A 25,823-nucleotide genomic window follows, 5' to 3' on the forward strand; every position below is an offset into this window, starting at 1 on the left:
CGGCGGGCCTTTGGACCACCTGAACGCGCGTAGATCGGCCGAAAGGCGTTCTTGCCGCCGAGGCCGTCCGGATTCGAGGATTCCCCCTGTCGAGATTGACAGGTCCATGCCGGAGAGATCCTCCGGTCCGGACCCGCCGCTCGGCGAAAGGGATCGCCCACCCAGCGACTCCCCCCACTCCCCCACCGGAGGATCCTGTGAACCTCAAGCGCCTGTCCCCCCTCGGCGGCGTCGCCAAGGGCGCACGGCTCGTCGCCGTGGCCTCCGCGCTGCTCGCCGCCTCAGCGCTTGCCGTCCCCACCTCGTCCGCGGCCACCACCGACACCGGCCGCGCGACCGCCGCCCAACTCGCCGTCGCCGACCAGGCCGTACGCGGAGCCGACGTGCCGGGCACCGCCTGGTACACCGACCAGGCGACCGGGAAGATCGTCGTCACGGCCGACTCCACCGTCTCCGCCGCCGAGATCGCCACGATCAAGCAGGCGGCCGGTGACCGCGCCGGCGCCCTGGAGATCAAGCGGACTCCCGGTACGTTCAGCAAGCTCATCGCCGGCGGCCAGGCCATCTACGCCGGCGGAGGACGCTGCTCGCTCGGCTTCAACGTGCGCAGCGGCTCGACCTACTACGCGCTGACCGCCGGCCACTGCACCAACATCGGCAGCACCTGGTACACCAACTCGGCCAACACCACGGTGCTCGGCACCCGCGCGGGCTCCAGCTTCCCGACCAACGACTACGGCATCATCCGCCACTCCAACGCCTCGGCGGCCGACGGCCGGGTCTACCTCTACAACGGCAGCTACCGCGACATCACCGGCGCGGGCAACGCCTCCGTGGGCCAGTCGGTGCAGCGCAGCGGCAGCACCACCGGTCTGCACGGTGGCACGGTCACCGGTCTCAACGCGACCGTCAACTACGGCGGTGGCGACATCGTCTACGGCCTGATCCAGACCAACGTCTGCGCCGAGCCGGGTGACAGCGGCGGCGCGCTCTTCTCCGGCACCACCGCGCTGGGTCTCACCTCCGGCGGCAGCGGCAACTGCTCCAGCGGCGGAACCACGTTCTTCCAGCCGGTGACGGAGGCGCTGAGCGCGTACGGCGTGAGCGTCTTCTAGCCGGCCGCCGGGGGTCCGCGAACGCGGCGGCCTCCGTGGATCCCTCGCTCGGCACCCTGGCCGGCGGTCCCCTCCGGGGCCGCCGGTCTCGCCGTGCGCCGGGCATCACCCCTGCGGCGGAGGGCGGTTCGGGCGCGGGACCGTGACGGAGGCCGGTTCAGGCGCGGGACCGTGACGGAGGGCGGTTCGGGCGACGGACCGTGACGGAGGCCGGTTCAGGCGCGGGATCGTGGCGGTCGCGGGCCCGCGACGGCCTCGGCGAGCAGCCGGCGGCCCGCCGGGGCGGCGAGGATGCCGCGCAGGGCCGTGTCGCGGACAGCTCGGGCGGGGGCCGCGCGCAGGGTCCACGCGCGCGTGGCGAGATCGGTGCGGGCCAGCACGCTCAAGGCGTCGGCACGGCGGGCGCGGTGCCAGGCCGTGAGCGCGTCGGGGCCGCCCCCACGGGCGGTGGCGCCCGGCAGGACGGCCGCGAGAGAGACGGCGTCCCGCAGACCGAGGTTGAGTCCCTGCCCGCCGATCGGGCTGCACACGTGGGCGGCGTCACCGATCAGCACCACCCGCCGGTCGGTGTGGTGCGCGGCGAGGCGCCGCTGGGTCCGGAACGTGCTCGTCCAGCGGCATTCGCGGACGGTCGCCCTCCAGCCCCTGGCCGCCGCCTCGGCGGCCAGGCCCGCGGGGCCGTCCGCACCTCCCCGGGCGGGGCCGTGCGGCAGGTGCAGCACCACGCGGGCCCAGCCGTCGAGATGCATCGGGAGCACCACGAGCAGGCCGCGCGGTCCGCCGACCATGTGGACGCGCGTCGGGTCCAGAGAGGGGTCCTCGACCCGCAGGTCCGCGAGCTGCCACAGGCCCGCGTAGGTCCGGCCGCGAAACGCCGTGCCGGCCAGGGCGCGCAGCGTGCTCGACGCGCCGTCGGCCGCCACCACCCAGCGGGCCCGTAGCGGGTCCAGGGCGTCCGCCCGTACGGTCACGCCGTCGGCGTCCTCGTCGATCGAGCGGACGGGCACCGAGCGGTGGACACGGACACCCGCGCGCTCGGCCTCAGCGGCGAGCAGCCCCTCGGTCGCGCACTGCGGGACCGTCAGGATGTACGGGTACGGGGACGGCAGCCCCGACAGGTCGAAGCCCCCGAGCCTGCGCCCCCGCGCCCACATGTCCACCGTGTCCACGCGCCGGCCGAGCGGCTGGAGCGCGTCGGCCAGACCGCTGGGGGCCAGGGCCTCCAGCGTCCGTGCGTGCAGGTCCGTCGCGCGGGACTCGGTGACGGGGCCGGGACGGCGTTCCAGCACCACGACCCCGAGCCCCGCCCGCGCGAGCAGCAGGGCAGCGCTCAGGCCGACCGGCCCCGCCCCCACGACCGCCACATCCGTGTCGACCCCCATGTCCGGAACTGTAGCCGGGACCGGCGCGTCGCATCACTCCGTATTCGGGCCCGTGGAGCCGCCCACGAGCGCGTCCGTCAGGGCGACGAGGCGGCCGCGGGCGGCCGTGTCGTACGCCTGCTCGTGGGCGCGGGCGTCCGTGAAGCGGTCGAAGTAGCGGCCGGTGGTGTGTGCCAGCTCGGGGTCGACGACGAGCCGTACCGTCGGGCGCACCCCTTCCTCGATGCCGGTCACGGGCGTGAGGCCGTACTCGCGCACTCCACGGGTGTCCATGAGATGGGCGGGGTGGAGGGTGTTGACGGTGACTCCGGTGCCGTCGAGCTCGGCCGCCAGCTCGAAGGTCGCCATGATCATCGCCAGCTTGCTGCGGCAGTAGGCCCGCAGTCCTTCGTACCCCTCCTCGAACATGACGTCGTCGAAGTCGATGGGCTCCTGCCCGATGGAGGCGACGTTGACGACGCGGGCCGGTGCCGAGGCAGTGAGCAGGGGCAGGAGCGCCCGGGTGAGGGCATGGGGCGCCAAGTGGTTGACCGCGAAGCGCAGTTCGTGTCCCTGCGCGCTGACCTCCCGCCGGAGCGGCTCGGCGCCGCCACCGGCGACCGCGTTGTTCACGAGCGCGTCGAGCCGCGGCTCGGCTGCCAGTATCCGGTCGGTCATCGTCCGGACCTGGTCCAGGTCCGCGAGGTCGGCGAGGTAGGTCCGGACGGTGGCGCGCGGGACGGCGGACCGGACCTCCCCGGCCACCGCCGCGAGCCGGGCGGGGTCCCTGCCGTGGAGCAGGACGGCATGTCCCTTGGCGGCGAGATCCAGCGCGATCCCTCGGCCCAGGCCCTGGGTCGCGCCGGTGATCAGAACAGTGGGTGCGGTACGTGGGTTCATGGCGACCACCCTGGACGCGCCCGGGGCACCCTGGGGAGCGGGAGCTGATCCTGGTGTTGTCACCACCAGCCGCGACACGTGACCGTGCCGCGGCCGGTCGGGAGGGGCGCTCCTCACCCACTCGGCGGTCCCGCCGCCTTCCTCGGCGGACGCCGGGCCGCCGTCCGCCGGCCGGCGCTCCCCTCAGGACCCCGGCCGGAAGACTCGCAAGTCCCGCACCTCGTAGGAGAGTTCCGTCGCGTCGGCGTCGGGCGCGGGATGGTAGCGGCCGGCGCAGACCGAGAGGTTGACGATCAGATAGGCGTGCCACGACCGGCCGACGCCCCGTCCGTCGGAGAAGACCTGGACGCCGTCGACCCACCACACCACCGACCGGGCGCCGAACTGGGTGCGCAGCCGCACCCAGCCGCCGGGCCGGATGCCGGGGTCCTGGTAGTAGAGGTGTCCGCCTCGGACCCGGTTCGACAATTCCAGGAGATCCGGGTTGTCGGGGTGGTACTCGAAGACGTCGATCTCCTGGCCGCCGTCCCGCCAGGTCCAGATCGCCGGCCAGGCGCCGTTGCCCTCGGGGAGCCGGACGCGCGCCTCCAGGATGTCACCGGCGCGGACCTCGAAGCCCTCGGGGCTGCCCTCCGTCGTCAGGAGCCCCGCGTCCCACAGGCCGTCGCGGCGCCGGGTCGCCCGGAAGACGCCCGAGCGGCTGTAGGCGGGGTCCGCCACCAGGTGGTCCAGCTTGTTGTCACGCGGGTTCACGGGGCCGCCGTCGGGATAGGCCCAGGATCGGCCCGCCGTCCACTGTTCCGTCGAGGTGAAGTCGGCGGTGAAGACGGGTTCGGCGGCCGGAGGCGGTGTCGGCATGGTGGCTCCCTGTCGTGCGGCGGTGCATGCGTCCTCCGGGAATCTGCCCGCGCGCACCCCCGATATCCGGAACACCTCACTCACTGTCGTGAAGTCGTCACACGCGGCGAGGGGTGGTCGCCCACGGGGTCCCACCCGGTGGCACGACGTGGTGTACGAAGTGTCTGTGAACGAAACGATCCAGACCTCGACCGTCCGCGTCTTCATAGCGCTCGCACCGCCCGACGAGGCGAAGGACGAACTGGCCGAGGCGCTGCGCCCCGCCTACGACGCGTACCCGGCCATGCGGTGGAACCGCATCGAGGACTGGCACATCACCCTGGCGTTCCTCGGCGAGGTGTCGACCGCGGCGATCCCGCTCCTGAGGGAGCCGCTGGCCCGCCTCGCGGCGGCGCGTCCGCCCCTGCGCCTGGCGCTGCGCGGCGCGGGATGCTTCGACGAACGGGTGCTGTGGAGCGGGATCGACGGCGACGTCGAGGGACTGCACCTGCTCGCCGCCGACGTCCGTGCCGTCGTCAAGGAATGCGGCATCCCCTTCGAGGACCGGCCGCTGCGCCCCCATCTGACGCTGGCCCGCTCCCGCCGGGACGACACCGTCGGCGTGGTGCGGGTGGCCTCCGGACTCACCGGCTTCACCGGCCGTCCCTGGCACGCCGAGCGCCTGCACCTGGTCGGCAGCAACTTCGGCCGCGGCCCTGGGCCGATCCGCTACCGGGACGTCGAGGCGTGGCGCTTCGGCGGCGACCGGTGACCCCTCGCGAGAGGACGCGACCCCGTCGGTAGGGTTCGCTTGATCGACGGCCGGGGCGCACGCGCCCCCGGGAAGGGGTGGGGCATGAGCGACACGGCTCGCGACAGCGGTTCCTGGGACATCGACGACACGGAGGGCGGGGTGCTGGCGGCCCGCTGGTGGCAGTGGGCGCTGTCGGCCCCCGACGACGTCAGCCCGGTCGCCGACAGGACCGGTCGGCACGCGGCCTGGCGGCAGCCGGAGGACCTGTGGTTCCTGGCGGGCACCTACGGTGGCCGCGTGGTGCGCACCTGTGACGTGCCCTCCGACCGCCCGCTGTTCTTTCCCGTACTCAACATCCACCACACGAAGCACCACTCGCGGAAGCCGCTGACCCTGGACGTGGCGGAGGCGAAGGCCTTCCTCAACGGGGTGCCGCTTCCGCTGAGGGAGTTCACCGCGCCGCTGTTCCGAGTGGGCCTGCGGATGCATCTCGCGTGGGGCATATGGGCGGGCATCGCCCCTCTGACGCCGGGGCAGTACGTCCTGGAGATCCAGGGCAACACGACCGGCGGCTTCTGGATCGACACGACGTACCACCTCACCGCCGTACGCGGTTACTGAGGTCCAACTCGCGCTTCCGCAGGGGCTGACGACCGGAGGACCGCTGCGGGCGTCCCTGAGGGCACGCGCCGTCCACGAGGGGGCGGGCCGACCGCCGTGGCTCAGGTGTTGGCGGCGCCACGGTGCAGGACGCCGCCTTGTGGAAGCAGGTATCCGATGTCACGCGTCTGCGGCATCTTTCCCGCCAGCGTCGACGCGTCGGTGCATCCGGAGACCGCGAAACCGATGACCCCCAGGCTGAAGGGAACGCTCGTGAAGACTTCGGCCCCGATGGCGGCCAGCCATTCGTCCATCACCTCGGACCTGAAGAACGGCCGACCGTCCCAGTAGGCGATGCCCGCTTTGTCCAGTGCGCCGAGGGGGACGTAGAAGTCCAGCCAGTCGCTACTCCCATCGCCTCCGCGGATCGCCGTACAGCCGCAGGCGACCAGTTGCCCCGTCGGTAGGCGGACCTGGCCGTGGAGGTGCCCGAACTCCGCCAGCGATCCGACAGTGCACGGCACGGGATCCTGCTCCTCCGGTTCACGGTCTCTCCGCCCGAAGCACCCGTGGACGTCCGCGGCGGACCACAGAGCGCTGAGGACGGCTTGAATCCGGGCATCATCACTCGAACCGACCTCCAGGGCCAGCTCGTAGTAGCCGTCGGACCAGTTGGTCTGGTCCCGGAAGGCGGCAGGACTCGTCATGGCGTGATCATGCGGCAAAGCCCTCCCGCGATGCCACCCGTGTTCCACGCACGGCCGCGCCGATCGAACGGCCTCTCCAGGCCGGCCGACCTCACCGCGGGACGGCCACCGACCGCGCCTGCGATCAGCGCAGGCGGGAAAGTCGCGACAGGGCCTCGTCGCGGACCTCCGGGTCGGCGTCCGACGTCAGCGTGCGGAGTTGCGTGATCAGCTCGACGCCGTCCTCGCCGGTCGCCCAGCGTGGGTCGCAGTCGAGTTCCGCGGCGAGCTGATCCGCCGTCCCTTCGTCGGACGCCACCGCCCGGGCCGCGAGCACGGCACGCAGGCCGGCCAGATCCCTCCGAGCCAGCAGAGCCGCGGCTGTGGCGGAGGTCACTCCGGTGTCCTGAGCGTCCAGGAGGAGCCGGTGCAGGACGCCGGCAACGATCTCGATCCGAGGCGCCGCCGCGAGCCGTCGCCCCGCGGCCGCCCTGATGTGCCAGGCCGGCGCGTCGGCTTCGGCGATCGCGTGGCGGAGTCCTTGCTCCCTGAGGTCTTTCACGGCACCAGGCTCCCAGCCGGACATCCCCGTCGAGCCGCGTCGAGACGACACCGCGGCGGTCCATCGGTGAGAACGGTCCACCCTCACGACACAGGACAGTACGCCACTACGATGCCGACCCGGGCAGGGCGTGTACCACAAGTCCCGCCCGCCCCGCCTGGTACGCCTCCTGATGTCAGCGGTCCAGTTTCCCGTGGGCGGTCTCCGGCAGCCGGAGGTAGACCGCCGAGGAGACCAGGCACAGGGCGGCCACGTACCAGGGGAAAAGGCCGGGCCGGTCCAGCTCCTTGAAGAGGGTTCCGACGTACGGTGCCGTCCCGCCGAAGACCGCGACCGTCAGCGAGTACGGGAAGCCGATCCCCGCGGCCCGCACACGGGCGGGGAACATCTCGGCGTTCACCGCCGCCGAGATCGAGGTGAAGCCCGTCAGCAGCACCATGCCCGCGCACTGCACCAGCAGGAGGTTGAGGAACGAGCCGTCGAGGGCGCGCAGCAGCGGCACGCCGAGCGCCGCGAACCCGAGCCCGAAGAAGAGCAGGGACGGCTTGCGTCCGAAGCGGTCGGAGAGCAGCCCTCCGACCGGTTGCAGCAGGGCGAAGAGCGCGAGGGACAGCGTCCCGGCGAGCAGCGCGTCCGCCTTGTCGATGCCGGTGTTGAGCTCCGCGTACGTCGGCAGGTACGAGGTCCAGGTGTAGTACGCGAGGGTGCCGCCGGCCGTGATGCCGCCGATGAGCAGCGAGGCACGGGGGTGGTGGCGCAGGGCGTCGAGGAGCCCGGGCCGCGGGGCGTCGCGCAGCGCGGCGCTCCGGGTCTCCTCGGCGCCCCGGCGGATCCAGAAGCCGGCGAGGCTGAGCACCGCGCCGAGCAGGAACGGGATCCGCCACCCCCAGCCGTTCATCCGCTCCTCCCCGAGCACGCCGACGAGCAGGGCGGCCGTACCGGAGGCGGCGAGCTGTCCGGCGGAGGTGGAGACGTACTGGAAGGACGAGAAGAGGCCGCGCCGCCCGGGCCCGGCCGACTCGACGAGGAACGTGGTGGAGGCCGCGAACTCCCCTCCCACCGACAGCCCTTGCAGGAGCCGGGCGACGACGAGCACGATCGGGGCGAGGACGCCGGCGGCGGCGTATGTCGGGGTCAGGCCGACCAGGAGACTGCTGCCGCCCATCAGCAGGATGGTGGCGGTGAGCGCGGCCCTCCGGCCGCGCCGGTCCGCGACCGCGCCCATGAGGAGTCCGCCGACCGGGCGCATGAAGAAGCCGACGGCGAAGACGGCGAAGGTGGACAGGAGCGGGACCAGGGAGTTCCCCGAGCCTTGGGGAAAGATCTGATGCGCGATGTACGCGGCCAGGAAGGTGTACGCGTACCAGTCGTACCACTCGACCGCGTTGCCGACGGAGGCCGCCAGCAACTGCCGTAACGGCCGCCGGGGCGGGAGCGGCGGGCCGGCGGGGGCGGAGGGGGCGTCGAGGCTCGTCGGCGGCGTGTCTGTCATGATCACGGCCTGCCCCGGCCCGGGCGTCGGTACGCCTCCTCCCGCGCCGCCGGCGCCTCGGGGTCAGTCGACGGGCCAGGTGTGTGCCGGAGCGTTCAAGTGCATGTACTCGATGTACTGCTGGGTCATCCGGCGCAGCGCCTGGTGCCGGCCGGCATGGTCGATGTCGTGGATGTGGTGGAACATCTCGGACTGCCACACCGCGCCGTTGCGGCCGGTGACGCAGCGCTGCTCGATGACCCCGAGCAGCGGCTCCCGCCGCGCGGCCTCCATGCCCATGCGTTCCAGACCGCGGTCCGCCATCGGCAGCAGGCGCCGCAGCACCAGCTCGGTCACCGGAACCTCGCCCATGCCGGGCCAGTAGACATGGGCGTCGATGCCGTGGCGCGCGGCGGCATGCAGGTTGTCCTCAGCGGCCGAGAACGACATCCGCGACCAGACGGGCCGGTCCTCGTCGACGAGGGACCGGATCAGCCCGTAGTAGAAGGCCCCGTTCGCCAGCACGTCGGCCACCGTGGGCCCCGCGGGCAGCACCCGGTTCTCCACCCGCAGGTGCGGGACGCCGTCGACCACGGCGTAGACGGGGCGGTTCCAGCGGTAGACGGTCCCGTTGTGCAGGGTGAGCTCGGCCAGTCCCGGGGTCCGGCCGGCTGCGAGCGTCTCCGCCGGGTCCTCGTCGTCGCAGACCGGCAGCAGCGCCGGGAAGTAGCGGGCGTTCTCCTCGAAGAGGTCGAAGACGGAGGTGATCCACCTCTCGCCGAACCAGACCCGCGGCCGCACTCCCTGGACCTTCAGTTCGTCGGGCCGGGTGTCGGTCGCCTGCTCGAAGAGCGGGATGCGCGTCTCACGCCACAGCTCCTTGGAGAACAGGAACGGGGAGTTCGCCGCCAGGGCCACCTGCACCCCCGCCACGGCCTGCGCCGCGTTCCAGTACTCGGCGAACTCGTCCGGCGAGACCTGGAGGTGGAACTGGGTGCTGGTGCACGCCGCCTCCGGGGTGATCGTCTCCGCACGGGTCCGCAGCCGCTCCACGCCGTCCACCGCGATCATCAGGTCCTCGCCCCGCGCGGCGAAGATCTGCTCGTTCAGCAGGTGGTACCGCGGGTCCCCGGACAACGAGTCCGGGCCGGCGTCCTCCAGCTCCAGCGTCGGCAGGATGCCGATCATGACCAGATGGGCACCGATCCCCGCGGCTTTCGCCTCGGCGTGGTTGAGCGCCTCGCGGATCTCCTGCTCCCAGGAGTCGGGACCGTCCGCGACCAGCCGCCGCGGCTCGATGTTGATCTCCAGGTTGAACCGGCCCAACTCGGTCGACCAGGTCGGATCCGCGATCGCCTCCAGGACCTCCGTGCTGCGCATGGCCGGCTCGGCGGCGGCGTCCACGAGGTTCAGTTCGAGTTCCAGGCCGACCTGGGGCCGCTCGAAGTCGAACCGCGACTCCCGCAGCATCGTCGCGAAGACGTCGAGGCACGAGTGCACCTTGTTGCGGAACCGGCGACGGTCTTCACGGGTGAACTCCAGCGCCGGGACATCACGTCCCATCGGTCCCTCCCGAGTCTCGTCGGCACGGACCCCCACCTTCAGCGTCCCACTCCCGGGGCCGCCCAACCACCGAAGCCGACGGCGGTGGGCGCCGAAAGGTCCGCGACCTCCCTCGCCGACGCCCGGGTACGACGGTGACCTGGGGGTTTCCCTGTGCGGTCACACGAGGGGGTTTCCCCGGTGTGGTCACACGGCGCGACCGCTCGGGCGTAGGCTTCGCCCAGCATGGACACGGCGGCGCGGGGGCGGGGCGTATGACGGCTGGAACGGCACCGAACTGGGGATCGACCCTCGATTCGGTCGTGGTGTACGCACAGGGTGCTCTCTGCCGCCGCCTGGCCCGGGGCAGCGTGCCGCCGGACGGCCGGGTGCGGGTGACGGGACTGCCCCAGTCGCTGGACCACGGCTCGCTGCGGGCCCGTGTCCTGGGCGCGCCCGGGGTCCGTGTCACCGAGGCCCGGGTGGAGATCGAGGCCGAGCCGCGCGGCACGGACACGAGCACCGGCACGCGCGCCGAGCTGCGGCGTGAGGTCGAGCGGATGCGCGACGCGCACGCGGCGGCGCGGGGCCGCCGGGACCGGCAGCTGAGCCTCATCGAGGAGGTCCGGGGGCTGCACCCGCTGCCGCCGCCCCGCGAGCCCGAGGACCCGCACCGCCGCACCCCGGTCGACGCATGGCTGGAACTGGCCGACTTCGTCGACGAGCGGCTGACGGCTCTGCACGCTCGGCTCGTGGAGCTGGAGCGGACGGTGCTCCGGTTCGAGCACGAACTCGGCGTCGCCTCGGACAGGCTCGCCCGCGCCTCCACCGACGCACCGTCGCCGCACGTGGAGAGCACCGTCTGCGCCGTCCTGACCTTCGACGGCTCCGGCGACGCGCACGAGGTGGAGGTCGAGGTGGAGTACGGAGTGCCGGGCACCGTCTGGGTGCCCGCGTACCGTCTCACCCACCGTCAGGGCGACGGCACCGGCCGTCTGGTGCTGCGTGCCTCGGTCGCCCAGCGCACCGGGGAGGACTGGACGGGGGTGCGTATCGCGCTGGCCACCGCCGACCTGCGGCGCCGTACCGATCTGCCGAAGCTCCGCTCGATCCGGATCGGACGCCGCCAGTCCGCCCCCGCGCCCTCCGGCTGGCGCGAGCCTCCGGCGGGCCTCGCCGACCTGTTCACCGGCTACGAGGCGGCCGGCGCCCGCCCGGCCACGCCCCCCGCTCCGGCGCCCGCCCGGACCGGCGCCGCGTCCGGACCCGTACCGCCGCCTCCACCGCCACCCGCTCCCCAGGGCTTCGGCGCGCCGCCCTCGATGCCCCTGGTGCCGGGCAGCGCGTACGGCTCCTCCTCCGACACCTACGCCGGCGCGGTGGCCGAGCAGGCCCAGCCGGCTCCGGCGCGGCCGGCCTACGGAGGACAGCCGCCGACGGCCCCCGCCCCGCCCGGCGGCATGCCGCGCAGCCGTGGCCTCGCGGGCGCCCCCATGGCCCCCGCCGCGATGGCCCCGCCGGCGCCGGGCGCGGCCGCGCCGCCGCCCCCTCCGCCGGCCGGTCCGCCGCAGCCGAGCGGCGCCGAGCTGGACTACGCCGCCCTCGTCCTGAGCGGCCCCGACGAGCCGGGCGGTCGCCGGGGCCGGCTCTTTCCCGGATCGCGCCCCGACGCGGGGGCGGCCGAGCAACGGCGCCGGGCGGAGGCGGTGGCCTCGCTGCCGCTGCCCGGGCACGCCGTGCGCCCCCGCACCTCCGCGGGCTCGTTCGACCACCGCTTCGACGCCGCCGCCCGCGCCGACGTTCCGTCGGACGGCACCTGGCACACCGTCACCGTCGGGGAGATTCCGGTCGGGCTGCGCACCGAGTACCTCTGCGTGCCGTCGGTCGAGCCGACCGTGTACGCGACGCTGGTGCTCTCCAACGCCACCGACCAGGCTCTGCTGGCCGGCCCGGTGGAGGTCACGGTCGACGACGACTTCCTGCTGACCGCGGCCCTTCCCACGCTCGCCCCGGGTGCTGTCCGCCGGGTGGGCCTCGGACCGGCCGAGGGCATCAGGGTGACCCGCCGTACGAACGTCAACGAGTCGACCGCCGGCCTGCGCAACAACGTCAGCGTGCTCGACCACCGTGTCCACGTGGAGCTGGCCAACGGGCTCGCGCGGCCCGTGACCGTCGAGGTCCGCGAGCGCGTGCCGGTCGCCTCCGAGGCGGACATCCGCATCGAGGAGCGAGCGGGCTGGACGACGCCTCCCGACGGCACCGGAACCGAGCACCTCGCCCCGGGCACCCGCGTCTGGCGGGTGGATCTGCCCGCCGGTGGCACCACCGCCCTCGACGGCGGTTACGAGATCCGTATCCCGGCCGGCAAAGCCCTGGTCGGCGGCAACCGCAGGAGCTGAGACACCCCATGTCCACGGACTCGAAGCCGATCGCCGTGCCCGCCACCGTCCCGGTCCCGGCCCCCGTCACCGCCGTCACCTGCCTGGAGGACCGCGCCCACGTCGAGCGCTCGCTGGTCGTCGACCTGGAGGCCGGTGTCCAGCGGCTGCGTCTCGGCCCGGTCAGCGCGCTCGCGGTCGACCGCACCCTGCACGCCGAGCTGACCGCCGACCACACCGCGACCGTGCTCGACGCCCGGATCGTCCGCACCTGGACGCCGCGAGGACCGGAGCCGTCACCGGACGAGGACTCCGCGCTGCGCCTGCGCGCGCACGCCCTCAAGGAGGAGCGCTTCGCCCTGATGCAGCGGCGCGACCGGCTGTACGCCCGTCTCGACCTGCTCGGACGCCTCGCCGCCGATCTGCTGCGGGAGATCCGTGAGGGCGCCGGGTCCGGCGAGTCCGAAGGGCCGCGCTGGAGCGCCGAGTTGGACCGGGTGGACGCCGAACGTGACGCGCGCGGCGAGGAACTCCGCACCGCGGAGGCCCGGCTGACCGCGATCGCCACGGAACTCACCGCCACCCAGCGGGCCATGGACGTCTCGGAGGACGAGCCGGCGGAGCTCGTCGGCCATGTCGAGCTGACGGTCGAGGCCGCGGTCGCGGGGCCGGTCGGGCTGCGTCTGACCCATCTCGTCCCGTGCGCGCTGTGGCGGCCCGCGTATCGGGCCGTGCTCGACGGGGACTCGGTGACGCTGGAGACCGACGCGATGGTCTGGCAGCGCACGGGCGAGGACTGGTCGGACGTACGGCTGACGTTGTCGACGGCGCGCTCGGCGCTGGCGACCGAACCGCCGACTCTCGGCGAGGACCGGCTGACGCTCAAGGACCGTACGGCCGCCGAACGCCGGACCGTCGAGGTCGAGCTGCGCGAGGAGGAGATCGGGGAGCTCGGGCCGGTACCGGTGCTCGGTCTGCCCGGGGTGGACGACGGCGGTGAGGCGCGGGTCCTGAAGGCCCCCGCCGCGGTCTCCGTGCCCTCGGACGGCCGCGCCCACCGGGTGCCGCTCTCCGTCTTCACCACGCCCGCGACCAGCGAGTACGCCTGCTCCCCCGAGGTCTCTCCGCTGGTCACGCAGGTGGTGCGGTTCGACAACGGGTCCGGCCACGCCCTGCTCGCCGGGCCCGTGGACCTGGTCCGCGGCAGCGGCTTCAGCGGCCGCGGCGCGCTGGAGTTCACCACCCCCGGCGCCCCGGTCGAGCTCGCCTTCGGCAGCCGCGACGACCACCGCGTGGTCCGGGAGACCGAGGAGTCGCGCGACTCGACCGGGATCACGCAGCGGACGGTGGTCACCCGCACGGTCCGGCTGCACCTGTCCCGGTTCTCCGCCCCCGGGGAGCGCGACGAGCGGGTGGTCGTGGTGCGCGAGCGCGTCCCGGTCTCCGAGGTCTCGGCGGTGGAGGTGCGGCTGCGCAAGGAGGGCTGCTCCCCGGCGCCCGACGTGGTCGACGCCGAGGGCATCGCCCGCTGGGACGTCACCCTGCCGCCCGGCGGCCGTCGCACGGTCACCCTGGTCTACGAGCTGGTCGCGAGCGCCAAGGTCGCCGGCATCTGAGCCCGGATCGGCGGTCGGCGGCGCCGACCGCCGGCCCGCTCGGGTCGCGGGTCGCGGGTCGCGGGTCGCCCGAGAATGCCGCGACGACACCACGGCGTGCGCCGATCCACCGCTCGCACCCGCCCGCCACGGGCCACTCATCCGATTTCCCTTTTCCCTTATCAATTCCGTGCGGTGAAGAAGTCGTCGGCGTTTTCGCCAGGTCCGCGACCGCTTCGGACGTCCACCGCTTGTTACGCGGCGCCGCCCTGCGTGTTCTCTTAGCGGTGCGGTCCCTGGTGCGCGACCATACGCACGCCGAGTCGCAGTGCTCGAAACCGTAAAAGCAGACGAGGTCACGAGCGAACGGCCGGCAGACGGAAACACCGCGACAGGAAGAAGGACGGACGTGTCCGGCAGCGAAAGCGAGAACCCGGCAATTTCCTCCCCGGCCCCGACGGAGACTCGCCCCAAGACGAACCGGGACTGGTGGCCGAATCAGCTGGACCTCCAGGTCCTCCACCAGCATTCGCCCCAGTCCAGCCCGATGGACGAGGACTTCGACTACGCGGCGGAGTTCGCGACCCTGGATGTCGACGCGCTGAAGCGGGACGTCATGGAGGTCATGACGACGTCACAGGACTGGTGGCCCGCCGACTACGGCCACTACGGCCCGCTCTTCATCCGGATGAGCTGGCATGCGGCGGGCACGTACCGCATCGAGGACGGGCGGGGCGGCGGCGGCTCCGGTGCCCAGCGTTTCGCCCCGCTCAACAGCTGGCCGGACAACGCCAGCCTCGACAAGGCCCGCCGTCTCCTGTGGCCGGTCAAGAAGAAGTACGGCCGGAAGATCTCCTGGTCCGATCTTCTGGTGTTCGCCGGAAACTGCGCCATGGATTCCATGGGGTTCAAGACGTTCGGATTCGGTTTCGGGCGACCGGACATCTGGGAGCCCGAGGAGATCTTCTGGGGGCCCGAGGACACCTGGCTCGGAGATGAGCGGTACAGCGGCGACCGGGAACTCTCCGGTCCTTTCGGCGCCGTGCAGATGGGCCTGATCTACGTCAACCCCGAGGGTCCGAACGGAAATCCCGACCCGATCGCCGCCGCCCGGGACATTCGTGAGACGTTCGGGCGCATGGCGATGAACGACGAGGAGACGGTCGCGCTCATCGTCGGCGGCCACACGTTCGGCAAGTGCCACGGCGCCGTCGATCCCGAGTACATCGGCCCCGAGCCCGAGGCCGCCCCCATCGAGCAGCAGGCCATCGGCTGGCACAACTCGTACGGCAGCGGCAAGGGCGTCGACACCCTCACCAGCGGCCTCGAGGGCGCGTGGACCTCGGAGCCGACGAAGTGGGACAACGGATACCTGGACAATCTGTTCCGGTACGAGTGGGAGCTGACGACGAGCCCGGCGGGCGCGCAGCAGTGGACCCCCACGGATCCCGCGGCCCAGGGAACGGTCCCCGACGCCCATGATCCGTCGAAGAGGCACGCTCCCATGATGCTGACGACGGACCTCTCGCTGAAGCTGGACCCGGTCTACGGTCCGATCGCGAAGAGCTTCCACGAGAACCCGGACCGGCTCGCGGAGGCGTTCGCCAAGGCGTGGTACAAGCTCCTCCACCGTGACATGGGGCCCCTCTCGCGCTATCTCGGCCCGTGGATTCCCGAGCCCCAGCTCTGGCAGGACCCGGTGCCCGCGGTCGATCACGAGCTGGTCGGGGACGCGGAGGTCGCCGAGCTCAAGCGGCGGATCCTCGCCTCCGACCTGTCCGTGTCCCAGCTGGTCGCGGCCGCCTGGGCGTCGGCGGCGAGCTTCCGCGGCACCGACAAGCGCGGCGGCGCGAACGGCGCGCGGATCCGGCTGGCGCCGCAGAAGGAGTGGGAGGTCAACGATCTGCCCGAGGTGGCCGAGGTGGTGCAGACCCTCGATCGGATCCGGCAGGACTTCGACGACGCGCAGTCCGGCGGCGTGAAGGTCTCGCTCGCCGACCTGATCGTGCTGGGCGGCTGCGCGGCCGTCGAGCAGGCGGCGAAGAACGCCGGGCACGCCGTCACGGTCCCGTTCTCACCGGGGCGTACGGACGCGTCGCAGGAGCAGACCGACGTGGAGTCCTTCGCCGTGCTCGAACCGCGGGCGGACGGCTTCCGCAACTACCTCCGGGCGGGCGAGAAGCTGCCGCCGGAGACACTGCTTCTGGACCGCGCCAACCTGCTGACGCTGACCGCGCCCGAGATGACGGCGCTGATCGGCGGGATGCGGGCCCTGAACGCCGGCTTCAAGCAGTCCCCGCACGGCGTGTTCACCGACCGGCCCGAGGCGCTGACCAACGACTTCTTCGTGAACCTGCTCGACATGGACACGGAGTGGAAGGCGTCGACGTCGAAGGAGGACGTGTTCGAGGGGCGGAACCGCGCCACGGGCGACGTCAGGTGGACCGCCACCGCCGTCGACCTCGTCTTCGGTTCGAACTCCCAGCTCCGGGCCCTCTCGGAGGTGTACGCGTCGGACGACGCGGGAGAGAAGCTCGTACGTGATTTCGTGGCCGCCTGGGACAAGGTGATGAACCTGGACCGGTTCGACCTCGACTGACTCCGCCGTCCCGGCCGGCCGCTCCGGCGGCCGGCCGGAGGGCACCGGGCACGGGGTGGTCCCGATCGGTCACGGATCGTCGACAACCCCGCTGCCGTCGAGGCCCCTGTCAGGTAAGTTCCTTCTGTGCACGCTGAGTTGATCTCTTGATGCGCAAGTGACAGGGGGAGGCGCGAGCGCCATGGGCGGGAGACTGTACGGTCAGCAGGCCCTGCAGGAGGGATTCGTCCCGCGGCTGGTGGGACTGCATCACAAGGACGGATACCTGGTCCCTTTCGCCTACCCCAAGGGCGCGCCCGTCGTGCGGGTCGTCGGCGGACGGGGCAGCGGCAAGACCGCCCTGCTGGGCGCCGTCCATGACGCGTACAACGGCAGGGTGCCGCTCGCCCGGGTCGACCTCGGGGCTCCGGGCTTCGGCGAGCCCGGTGTGGCCGACGGTGACGACGATGTCCCCAACGCCTCCCGCATCACCCACCTGCTGTATCTCCTCGCGTACAAACTCGGCCTGGAGGTACGGCATTTCGGCAGGCCGATGACGTTTCCCCGGCTGTCGCTCGGCCTCCTCGTCGTCACCGCCTGGCGTCCGCTGAACAGCGGCGAGACCGATGTACGCCCTCCTGACCTGCGTCGGGCGGAAGCGGACCTCCGGACGCTCATCACCGCCGAGGACCCCGATGTGCGGCGCCGCAGGGAGAGCCTCGGCCGCTGGTTCGACCTGGTCACGGACAACCTCCCGCTGGTGCTGTCCGCCGTCCCCGGCCTCGACACGATCGCCGGGATCGTCCTCGACTCCGCCCGGACGCAGCTCCTCAAGAACGAACCCGACAAGGGCGCGCTCGCCTGGTGGGGCGACCGGCTGCACAGCTCCCAGGGCTACCAGGGCGACTCGCTGCAACGGCTCTTCCAGTTCGTCCGCGGGTTCCGCCGGCTCGACGACCGCCGACGCACCGCGGAGGAGCATCTGGTCGCCGCCCTCCTGGACGACATCGACGCCAACTACGGCACACTGCGCCGGCTGAACAGGAAGCCGCGACCGGTCCTGCTGCTCGACAACGCCCACACCGACGTCGGACGGGTCTTCCTCGACCTCCTCGACGCCGGACACGGCGACGCGTCGGGCAGGGCGCGGACACGGCCGGCGGCCATCGCCACGCTGCTCGGCAGGCGCCGGGGGTACCCGCCGCTGAGCGAGGTCGGCGGCGACGCGGTACCGCGGGACCGGCCCCTGGTGCTCAGCGTCCCCGACATCGAACCGGCCCACATCGCGGAGATGCTCAGCCCCGTCGACTACCCCGACCATCTGCCCCGCGTCGTCGCCCGCTACAGCGGGGGCCGGGCGGCGAGCGCCCGGACCCTGGCGGACGCGGCCGTGCGCCGGGTCGAGGACGTGGGCACGATACGCGGCGGGGAGCTGCTCGACGAGGCGGCGCCCGCGCTCCTCGCCAAGCTGCTGCCCGATCCCGTGATGCGCGAGCGCCTGGTCCTGCTCTCCGCCGCGGCCGACGCGGGCACCCGGCGCGGGCTGTGGACCTTCGCCCATCCCGAGGACCACTCCGAGGAGATGGTCGCCGTCCGGGTCCGCGAGGCCGACGACTACCGGACCCGCTCCTGTCTCGACGGCGACCGGGCACTCGATCTGCTGCTGCGGCACCGGCTCGCCAGCACCCTCACCCACGAGCGCTGGCGCGACACCCAGCTCCGGCTGCGCTCACTGTGCGATCCGCGCGGTGACACGTATCTGCACCACACGCTGGCCCTGGGCCGGGTCGAGGAGGTGGTCAGCGTGCTCCACCATCGGTTCACCGTCACCCCGCCCGCCGCCTGGCTGACCTCCCTCAACCGGATCTGCGCCGCACCTCATCCGCGCGAGGGGTACGAACCCCCGGCCGGGAGCCCCACCCTGTCGTGCACGGCCTGCGGCAGCGACGCACCCGGCCCGCACCACGATGCCGTCGCCTCCCTCGTACCCCTGCTGTGGCGGCTGTCCGACCCGCTCACCCTCGCCCCGCGCGAGGACGAACTGACCACCGTCCGCATCGCGCTGGAGACGCTGTACGGCAACAAGGCCGCGCACGCCGCCTACCGCGAGGCGTCCGCCGCCTGGCCGGTCCGCCTGCGGGCCGGAGCACAGGCTCCCGACCTGCCCGTCCAGGAAGGTGCCGCGTCATGACGTCGTTCATCGCACGACTGCCCGGCGGACCGCTCACCAAAGCGGCCGCGCTCGTCGTCGCCCTGGCCGTGCTCGGCGCCGCCGTGTGGGTCGGCGTCGCCGTCCTCGGACCGGATCCCGCCTGCGGCAAGGGGATCGAGGAGCGGGGACCCGAGGGCTCCCGGGAATGCACCGGCGTCACCGACGGCGGTTTCGTCTTCGCGGACAACCTCAGGGAGGTCAGCGCGCGGATCAAGGCGGAGAACGAGCGGATCGAGGGCGAGCCGCACGTCTCCGTCGCCGTGATGCTGCCCATGGCCCCGGCGCAGTCCTTCGAACAGCAGAAGACGCTCCACGAGGTGCAGGGCGCGTATCTCGCGCAGTACCGCGCCAACCACGACTCCAACAGCAAGAAGCCGGCGATACGGCTCCTGCTCGCCAACCCCGGTCGCAGTCACGCGCACTGGCGACCGGTCGCCGAGCAGCTCGGCACCATGGCGGAGTCCTCGTCCGACAACCTGCGGGCCGTGATCGGCTTCGACGTCTCCACCGCCACCACCCAGGCGGCCATCGCCTATCTCACCCGGGAGCGCGGCATTCCCGTCGTCGGCGGGCCGATCACCGCCGACGACTCGGGCAACAGCCGCGAGCGGCCCGACGCCTACCCGGGGCTCGCCCGGGTCGTGCCCACGACCACCGACCAGGCCAGGGCCCTGTCCCACTTCAACAAGGGCATCGACCCCAAGCACACCCTGGTCGTCGAGGACATCCGCACCGGCGACAACTACGTCGACGCGCTCAAGCGGGCCTTCGCCGAGCGGACTCTGGGATCACCTCGGGCGCCGGAGCAGTACCGCGCGCCCGAGGAGTTCCACGAGGAAGGAACCACCGCCAACGCCTTCGACCAGATGGTCGACACGATCTGCACCTCTGCCGCGAAGGTCATCTACTTCGCCGGACGGCCGGTCCAGCTGCGGCAGTTCGTCAACGAACTGGGCAACCGCGGCTGCACCGAGAAGAAGTACACCGTGATCACCGGCTCCGGCGCCTCCACGCTCTCCTCGGACAAGCTCCTCGACTGGGAGGCGTTCCGCAAGGGCGTGACCCTCCAGTACGCCGCCGTCGCCCACCCGGACGCCTGGACCGACGGAAAGGCACCCGCGACCGGGGGTTCGGCCGCGGCGTTCCGTACCCTGTCCGACCTCGCCGGCAGCAAGGAGGTCGGGAACATCGGGCCGGTGGAGCTCACCGACTCGCGGACCATCACGTTCTACGACGCCGGTCTCACCGCGATCACCGCCATCCGGATGCGCGACGACCACGACCCGGTCATTCCCACGCTCGGCCGCATCAGCGACTCGTGGCTGCGACTGCACGGCATGGGCAAGGTCGACGGTGCGAGCGGCTGGATCTGTCTGGACAACTACGGCAACCCGTACAACAAGGCGGTCTCCGTCGTGGAGCTCGCCCCCGACGCGCCCGGCCGCATCCGCTTCGTCGGTCTCGCCTGGCCGACGGGCCGCCCCACCCCTGCCGACTGCACCGCGAGCCGTGACTGAGGCGCGGGCGCAACGGCTTCCTCCCGTAGGAGCGTCAAGGGGAGCGCCCTCGGCGTTCCGCCGAGATCCGGTCCGGCCCGGCCCCTCCTGAGGGGCCGGGCCGGCCGGCCACGTGGGCGAGGTCAGCGGTGGGTGAAGTCCGGGGACCGCTTCTCCACGAAGGCGGCCATTCCCTCCTTCTGGTCGGCTGTGGCGAACACCGCGTGGAACAGCCGTCGTTCGAAACGGACGCCCTCCGCGAGAGAGGATTCGAAGGCGCGGTTGACGGCCTCCTTGGCCATCATCGCCACCGGTTTCGACATCTCCGCGATGGTCGCCGCGACCGCGAGCGCCTCGGGGAGGAGGTCTTCGGCCGGGACGATCCGGGAGACCAGGCCCGCTCGTTCCGCCTCGACGGCGTCCATCGTCCGGCCGGTCAGGCACAGCTCCATGGCCTTCGCCTTGCCCACGGCCCGGGTGAGTCGCTGCGAGCCGCCGATGCCCGGGATCACGCCCAATGTGATCTCCGGCTGTCCGAAGACGGCGGTGTCGGAGGCCAACAGGACGTCGCAGAGCATGGCGAGTTCGCAGCCGCCGCCCAGGGCGTAGCCGGAGACGGCCGCGATCGTGGGCGTGCGGAGGTTGCCGAGCCGGTCCCAGGCGGTGAACCAGTCGGTGAGGTACATGTCCAGGTATCCCTGGGGCTGCATCTCCTTGATGTCCGCGCCGGCGGCGAAGGCCCTCGGAGAGCCGGTGATCACGACGCAGCCGATGTCCGGGTCCCGGTCGAGGGCCTCGGTGGCACTCACGACCTCGTTCATCACCTGAAGGTTGAGCGCGTTCAGGGCTTTCGGCCGGTCGAGGGTGACCAAGGCGGTGCGCCCCTTGCGCTCGACGCGGATGGTCTCGTACGCGGTCTCGTTCACGAGCGGCTTCCCTTCACGGGTTCGGTGTCCGTGTCGCGCAGGACGTGGACGATGGCGGAGAAGTCCTGTGCCGCGCCGTCCCCTTCGGCGAAGGCGGCGAACATCTCGGCGGCGCGCAGGCCGAGTCCGCCGTCGATGCCGCCGGCCCGCAGCGCGGCGGCGGCGAGTCCCAGGTCCTTGGCCATGAGCGGCGCCGCGAATCCAGGGCGGTAGCCGCGGTTGGCCGGGCTGTCCGGAACGGGTCCGGGGACGGGACAGTTGGTGGTCAGTGCCCAGCACTGGCCGGAGGCGGTGGAGGCGACGTCGTAGAGCGCCTGGTGGGACAGGCCGAGGCTCTCGCCGAGGACGAACGCCTCGCTGACGGCGATCATCGAGATGCCGAGGATCATGTTGTTGCAGATCTTGGCGGCCTGGCCGGCGCCCGCGCCACCACAGTGCACGGCCCGCTTCCCCATGGCCGCGAGCAGTGGTTGGGCCTCGGTGAACTCCGCCTCTCCGCCGCCCGCCATGAAGGTGAGAGTGGCGGCCTCGGCGCCGACGACACCGCCCGACACGGGGGCGTCCAGGGCCCGGTGCCCGGCGGCCACGGCGGCATCGTGGGCGGCGCGCGCGTCGGCGACGTCGATGGTGGAACAGTCGATGAAGAGGGTGCCCGGCCGCGCGGCCGCGAGGAGGCCCTCGTCCCGGTAGAGGGCGAGGACATGGCGGCCCGCGGGCAGCATGGTGATCACGACGTCCGCTGCGGCGGCGGCCGCCCCTGCCGAGTCCGCCGTCTCGACCCCGGCCGCGGCAGCGGTGTCCAGAGCCTCCGGGACGAGGTCGAACCCGAGCACGCGATGGCCGGCGGCGACGAGGTTGGCGGCCATCGGGCCACCCATGCGGCCGAGGCCGATGAAGGCGATGACATCACTCACCAGGGCACCTCCTGAAGGGGGTCGGTTCCGGCCGCGAGCAGCAGGGATCGGCCCGCGCCCGACGGGGCGAAGTAGCGGGCCACGTCCTCGTCGGTGACCTCGCCGAGGGTCGCGGGCGACCAGCGGGGGGTGCGGTCCTTGTCGACGACCTGGGCTCGGATGCCTTCGACGAGGTCGGGAGAGGAAAGGGCCGCGCACGAGACGCGGTACTCCTGCTCCAGCACCCGCTCCAGCGGGCCGAGCCCGCGGGCCCTCCGCAGTGCGGTCAGGGTGACCTTGAGCGCGGTGGGTGACTTCGCGGCCAGGGTGGCGGCCGCCTCCTGCGCCGCCTCCACCCCGCTCGCGAGGAGCCGGTCCACGATCTCCTCGACCGAGTCGGCCGCGTAGCAGTGGTCGATCCACTCCCGGTGGGCGGCCAGTGCACCGGGTGGTGCCTGGCCGACGTGCGAGGTCAGGGCGTCGTGCACGGCGGTCCGCGAGAGGTCCGCGACCAGCCGGTCGAGCCGCTCGGCCGGTACGTAGTGGTCGGCGAGGCCGCAGAGCAGGGCGTCGGCGGCGCCGACGGGAGCTCCGGTCAGGGCGAGGTGGGTGCCCAGCTCGCCCGGCGCCAGGGCAAGGAGGTAGGTGCCGCCGGCATCGGGGACGAAGCCGATGCCGGTCTCGGGCATGGCGACGCGGGAGCGTTCGGTGACGATCCGTACGGTTCCGTGCGCCGAGACGCCGACCCCGCCGCCCATGACGATGCCGTCCATGAGGGCGATGTACGGCTTGGGGTAGCGGGCGATCAGGGCGTTGAGCCGGTACTCGTCCCGCCAGAAGTCGGCCGATGCCGTGCCGCCCGTACGGGCGTCCTCGTAGATGGCGCGGATGTCGCCGCCCGCGCACAGTCCCCGCTCCCCCGCGCCGGAGATCACCACCGCTTCGACGGCGGGATCGTCCCGCCAGGCGGTGAGCGCGGCCTCGATGCTCAGCACCATGGGGTGGCTGAGCGCGTTGAGCGCCTCGGGCCTGTTGAGGATCAGCCGGCCGGTCCGGCCCTCGGTCCGGATCAGGACGTCCTCGTCGCCGGTCATCGCAGGTGCTCCGTCAGGCCGCGGGCGACGATGACGTTCATGATCTCGTTGGTTCCTTCCAGGATCCGGTGGACGCGCAGGTCGCGGACGATCTTCTCCAGGCCGTACTCGCTGAGGTAGCCGTATCCGCCGTGGAGTTGAAGGGCCCGGTCGGCGACGGAGAAGCCGGTGTCGGTGGCGAACCGCTTCGCCATGGCACACAGTTGGGACGCCTTCGGATCGCCGTCGTCGAGTGCCTCGGCGGCCTGCCGGACCAGCGCGCGGGCGGCGGTGAGTTCGGTCGCCATGTCGGCCAGCCGGAACTGCAGGGCCTGGGCGTCGAGCAGCCGGGCGCCGAAGGCCTCGCGGTCGGCGAGGTGGACGAGACTGCGGTCGAGGGCGCTCCGGGCGCCGCCGAGGGAGCAGGCGGCGATGCCGAGCCGGCCGCCGTCGAGAGCGTGCATGGCGATGCGGAAGCCCTCGCCCTCGGCGCCGAGCCGCCGGTCGGCGGGGATCCGCACGCCGTCGAGGACGACCTGCCGGGTGGGCTGCGCGTTCCAGCCCATCTTGCGCTCGTTCGCGCCGAAGGAGACGCCCGCGTCCCCCCGTTCGACGACGAACGCGGAGATCCCGCGCGGGCCCGCGCCCCCGGTGCGGGCCAGGACGACGTACACGTCGGAGGCGCCGGCGCCGGAGATGAACTGCTTCACTCCGCTCAGGACGTAGTGGCCGCCGTCCCGCTCGGCGCGGGCCCGCAGCGCGGCGGCGTCCGAACCGGCGCCCGGTTCGGTGAGGCAGTAGCTGCCCAGGGCCGCGGCGGAGCAGAGCTCCGGCAGCCAACGGGCTCGCTGGTCGGGGTTGCCGTACCGGTCGATCATCCAGGCGACCATGTTGTGGATGGAGAGGTACCCGGCGATGGAGGGGCAGCCGGTCGCCAGGGTCTCGAAGACGAGGACGCCGTCGGCGCGGGTGAGTCCTGAGCCTCCGTGCTCCTCCCCGACGTAGACGCCGCCGAGGCCGAGCGAGGCGGCTCTGCGGAGGACGTCGACGGGGAAGTGTTTGTCCTGGTCCCAGGCCACGGCGTGCGGGGCGAGCTGCTCCTGCGCGAAGTCCAGGGTGACGTCGGCGAGAGCGAGCTGGTCCTCGGTGAGTGTGGTCATCGCGCTCATCCCATCGTCGGGATGGTGAAGCTCGCGCCTTCCTTGACCCCGGAGGGCCAGCGCGAGGTGACGGTCTTGGTGCGGGTGTAGAAGCGAATGGCGTCCGGCCCGTGCTGGTTCAGGTCGCCGAATCCGGACCGCTTCCAGCCGCCGAAGGTGTGGTAGGCCACGGGCACCGGAATGGGGACGTTGACGCCGACCATGCCGGCGCTGACGCGGCGGGTGAAGTCGCGGGCGGTGTCCCCGTCGCGGGTGAAGACGGCCACGCCGTTCCCGTACGGGTGCTCACTCGGCAGCCGCAGGGCCTCCTCGTAGTCGGCGGCCCGTGCGACGCACAGCACCGGGCCGAAGATCTCCTCCTGGTAGATCCGCATGGCCGGGGTGACGCGGTCGAAGAGCGAGGCTCCCGCGAAGAAGCCGTTCTCGTGCCCGGGAAGGGTGAACCCCCGCCCGTCGACGACGAGTTCCGCTCCCTCGTCGACGCCGATGCCGACGTAGCGATCGACCCGGTCCAGGGCGTCCCGGCTGACGAGGGGACCGAAGTCGGCGTCCGGGTCGTCGGAGGTGCCGATACGCAGGGAGGCGATGCGCTCCTTCAGCTTCGCCACCAGCTTGTCGGCGGTCTCCTCACCGACGGGAACGGCGACGGAGATCGCCATGCAGCGCTCTCCCGCGGAGCCGTAGCCGGCGCCGATCAGCGCGTCGGCGGCCTGGTCGAGGTCGGCGTCCGGCATCACGATCATGTGGTTCTTGGCACCGCCGAAGCACTGGGCGCGCTTGCCGTTCGCGGCCGCGGTGGCGTAGATGTGCGCCGCGATCGGGGTGGAGCCGACGAAGCCGAGGGCCTGGACGCGGGGGTCTTCGAGGAGGGTGTCGACGGCCTCCTTGCCGCCGTTGACCACGTTCAGCACACCGGGCGGCAGTCCGGCCTCCAGGAACAGCTCGGCGAGCCGCAGCGGTACGGAGGGGTCACGCTCGGAGGGCTTGAGGATGAACGCGTTTCCGCAGGCCAGGGCCGGCGCTGCCTTCCACAGCGGGATCATCGCCGGGAAGTTGAAGGGGGTGATCCCGGCGACGACGCCCAGCGGGCTGCGGAGCGAGTGCACGTCGATGCCGGCGCCGGCGTTGTCGGTGAACTCGCCCTTGAGAAGGTGCGGGATCCCGGCGGCGAACTCCACGACCTCCAGGCCGCGTTGCAGATCGCCGTGGGCGTCGGCGACGGTCTTTCCGTGCTCGGCGGAGAGCAGTCGGGCGAGTGATTCCCTTTCGCCCTCGACGAGTTGGAGGAACCGCAGCAGGACGCGGGCGCGTCGCTGCGGGTTCCACCGGCCCCATTCGCGCTGGGCCTCCTCCGCGTCGGCGATCGCCGCCTCGGTGTCGGCGCGCCCGGCCAGGGGCACCCTGGCCTGGACGGCGCCGGTGTTGGGGTCGTACACGTCGGCGAAGAGACCGGACGTGCCGGGGGTGTGCTTTCCGCCGATGAAATGGGTGAGTTCGCGGACCATCGAAGCCTGCTCTCGTCAGGTACGGATCCGAGGAAGGCGCGGCCAGGGCCGCGAGGACGGCACCGATCGGGGTGCGCGCACGCGGGTCCTTCCGCGAGACAGGGGAGGGCGAGGGCGCCCTCGTCGAGTCACGAACGCGGGGACAGGGCCTCGGGGTTCGGGTACTCCGCCGGATCACC

At 72.5% G+C, this 25,823-nt stretch carries 20 protein-coding genes; 8 read left to right on the top strand and 12 right to left on the bottom strand.

Annotated elements, in window-relative coordinates; translation table 11 throughout:
* Positions 1-197 precede the first annotated feature (197 nt).
* Positions 198-1,115, top strand: coding sequence for a S1 family peptidase (locus tag AB0D99_RS03340; RefSeq protein WP_362356350.1), 918 nt, complete (start codon positions 198-200; stop codon positions 1,113-1,115).
* A 215-nt stretch (positions 1,116-1,330) separates the two neighbouring features.
* On the opposite strand, the gene AB0D99_RS03345 is transcribed toward AB0D99_RS03340, so the two are convergent.
* The 3 genes from AB0D99_RS03345 to AB0D99_RS03355 all read right to left on the bottom strand — a co-directional run bounded on the left by AB0D99_RS03345 (position 1,331) and on the right by AB0D99_RS03355 (position 4,234).
* The gene (locus tag AB0D99_RS03345; RefSeq protein WP_362356352.1) at positions 1,331-2,497 is read right to left on the bottom strand and encodes an NAD(P)/FAD-dependent oxidoreductase; all 1,167 of its coding nucleotides are present in this window, start codon (positions 2,495-2,497) and stop codon (positions 1,331-1,333) included.
* A gap of 33 nt (positions 2,498-2,530) precedes the next feature.
* Positions 2,531-3,376 (bottom strand): SDR family NAD(P)-dependent oxidoreductase, encoded by an 846-nt coding sequence (locus tag AB0D99_RS03350; RefSeq protein WP_362356354.1) that lies wholly within the window; start codon positions 3,374-3,376, stop codon positions 2,531-2,533.
* 183 nt (positions 3,377-3,559) lie between these two features.
* Positions 3,560-4,234: a beta-glucanase gene (locus AB0D99_RS03355; protein ID WP_362356356.1), complete on the bottom strand. Its 675-nt coding sequence runs from the start codon at positions 4,232-4,234 to the stop codon at positions 3,560-3,562.
* 166 nt (positions 4,235-4,400) lie between these two features.
* Here AB0D99_RS03355 and thpR point away from each other — a divergent pair, with 166 nt between their 5' ends.
* A complete protein-coding gene (gene thpR, locus AB0D99_RS03360; RefSeq protein ID WP_362356358.1) occupies positions 4,401-4,985 on the top strand; it encodes an RNA 2',3'-cyclic phosphodiesterase in 585 nt (194 codons plus the stop codon).
* A gap of 84 nt (positions 4,986-5,069) precedes the next feature.
* On the top strand, positions 5,070-5,588 hold the full coding sequence (locus tag AB0D99_RS03365; RefSeq protein ID WP_362356360.1) for a hypothetical protein: 519 nt from the start codon (positions 5,070-5,072) through the stop codon (positions 5,586-5,588).
* Positions 5,589-5,689: 101 nt separating this feature from the next.
* On the opposite strand, the gene AB0D99_RS03370 is transcribed toward AB0D99_RS03365, so the two are convergent.
* The 4 genes from AB0D99_RS03370 to AB0D99_RS03385 all read right to left on the bottom strand — a co-directional run bounded on the left by AB0D99_RS03370 (position 5,690) and on the right by AB0D99_RS03385 (position 9,849).
* Positions 5,690-6,274 carry a hypothetical protein gene (locus tag AB0D99_RS03370; RefSeq protein WP_362356362.1) on the bottom strand — a complete coding sequence of 195 codons (585 nt, stop codon included), beginning with the start codon at positions 6,272-6,274 and terminating at the stop codon, positions 5,690-5,692.
* A 124-nt stretch (positions 6,275-6,398) separates the two neighbouring features.
* A complete protein-coding gene (locus AB0D99_RS03375) occupies positions 6,399-6,815 on the bottom strand; it encodes a hypothetical protein (protein WP_362356364.1) in 417 nt (138 codons plus the stop codon).
* Positions 6,816-6,990: 175 nt separating this feature from the next.
* Entirely contained in the window at positions 6,991-8,307 is a 1,317-nt protein-coding gene (locus tag AB0D99_RS03380) for an MFS transporter (protein WP_362356366.1), read from the bottom strand.
* A 63-nt stretch (positions 8,308-8,370) separates the two neighbouring features.
* Positions 8,371-9,849: a glutamate--cysteine ligase gene (locus tag AB0D99_RS03385; protein ID WP_362356368.1), complete on the bottom strand. Its 1,479-nt coding sequence runs from the start codon at positions 9,847-9,849 to the stop codon at positions 8,371-8,373.
* A gap of 254 nt (positions 9,850-10,103) precedes the next feature.
* On the opposite strand from AB0D99_RS03385, the gene AB0D99_RS03390 reads away from it, so the two are divergent.
* The 5 genes from AB0D99_RS03390 to AB0D99_RS03410 all read left to right on the top strand — a co-directional run bounded on the left by AB0D99_RS03390 (position 10,104) and on the right by AB0D99_RS03410 (position 20,108).
* On the top strand, positions 10,104-12,227 hold the full coding sequence (locus AB0D99_RS03390; protein WP_362356370.1) for a DUF4139 domain-containing protein: 2,124 nt from the start codon (positions 10,104-10,106) through the stop codon (positions 12,225-12,227).
* 8 nt (positions 12,228-12,235) lie between these two features.
* Positions 12,236-13,822, top strand: a complete 1,587-nt coding sequence (locus AB0D99_RS03395; RefSeq protein WP_362356372.1) for a mucoidy inhibitor MuiA family protein — start codon at positions 12,236-12,238, stop codon at positions 13,820-13,822.
* 388 nt (positions 13,823-14,210) lie between these two features.
* Entirely contained in the window at positions 14,211-16,400 is a 2,190-nt protein-coding gene (gene katG / locus AB0D99_RS03400) for a catalase/peroxidase HPI (protein ID WP_362356374.1), read from the top strand.
* A 181-nt stretch (positions 16,401-16,581) separates the two neighbouring features.
* A complete protein-coding gene (locus tag AB0D99_RS03405) occupies positions 16,582-18,570 on the top strand; it encodes a hypothetical protein (RefSeq protein WP_362356376.1) in 1,989 nt (662 codons plus the stop codon).
* Entirely contained in the window at positions 18,567-20,108 is a 1,542-nt protein-coding gene (locus AB0D99_RS03410; protein WP_362356377.1) for a hypothetical protein, read from the top strand. The genes AB0D99_RS03405 and AB0D99_RS03410 overlap by 4 nt, the downstream gene beginning before the upstream one ends.
* A 122-nt stretch (positions 20,109-20,230) precedes the next feature.
* Here AB0D99_RS03410 and AB0D99_RS03415 read toward each other — a convergent pair whose 3' ends face one another.
* From AB0D99_RS03415 to AB0D99_RS03435, 5 genes are read right to left on the bottom strand one after another with little or no spacing between them, the layout of a single operon-like run.
* Positions 20,231-21,013: an enoyl-CoA hydratase gene (locus AB0D99_RS03415; protein WP_362356379.1), complete on the bottom strand. Its 783-nt coding sequence runs from the start codon at positions 21,011-21,013 to the stop codon at positions 20,231-20,233.
* Positions 21,010-21,927 (bottom strand): 3-hydroxyisobutyrate dehydrogenase, encoded by a 918-nt coding sequence (gene mmsB, locus AB0D99_RS03420; protein WP_362356381.1) that lies wholly within the window; start codon positions 21,925-21,927, stop codon positions 21,010-21,012. Before mmsB ends, AB0D99_RS03415 begins: the two co-directional genes overlap by 4 nt.
* Positions 21,924-23,000, bottom strand: coding sequence for an enoyl-CoA hydratase/isomerase family protein (locus AB0D99_RS03425; RefSeq protein WP_362356383.1), 1,077 nt, complete (start codon positions 22,998-23,000; stop codon positions 21,924-21,926). Before AB0D99_RS03425 ends, mmsB begins: the two co-directional genes overlap by 4 nt.
* The gene (locus AB0D99_RS03430) at positions 22,997-24,148 is read right to left on the bottom strand and encodes an acyl-CoA dehydrogenase family protein (RefSeq protein WP_362356385.1); all 1,152 of its coding nucleotides are present in this window, start codon (positions 24,146-24,148) and stop codon (positions 22,997-22,999) included. The genes AB0D99_RS03425 and AB0D99_RS03430 overlap by 4 nt, the downstream gene beginning before the upstream one ends.
* Complete coding sequence (locus tag AB0D99_RS03435) at positions 24,145-25,644, bottom strand: CoA-acylating methylmalonate-semialdehyde dehydrogenase (protein ID WP_362356387.1); 1,500 nt, start codon at positions 25,642-25,644, stop codon at positions 24,145-24,147. Before AB0D99_RS03435 ends, AB0D99_RS03430 begins: the two co-directional genes overlap by 4 nt.
* Positions 25,645-25,823: the final 179 nt, after the last annotated feature.

It is taken from the genome of Streptomyces sp. NPDC047971 (genome assembly GCF_040653355.1).
GTDB lineage: Bacteria > Actinomycetota > Actinomycetes > Streptomycetales > Streptomycetaceae > Streptomyces.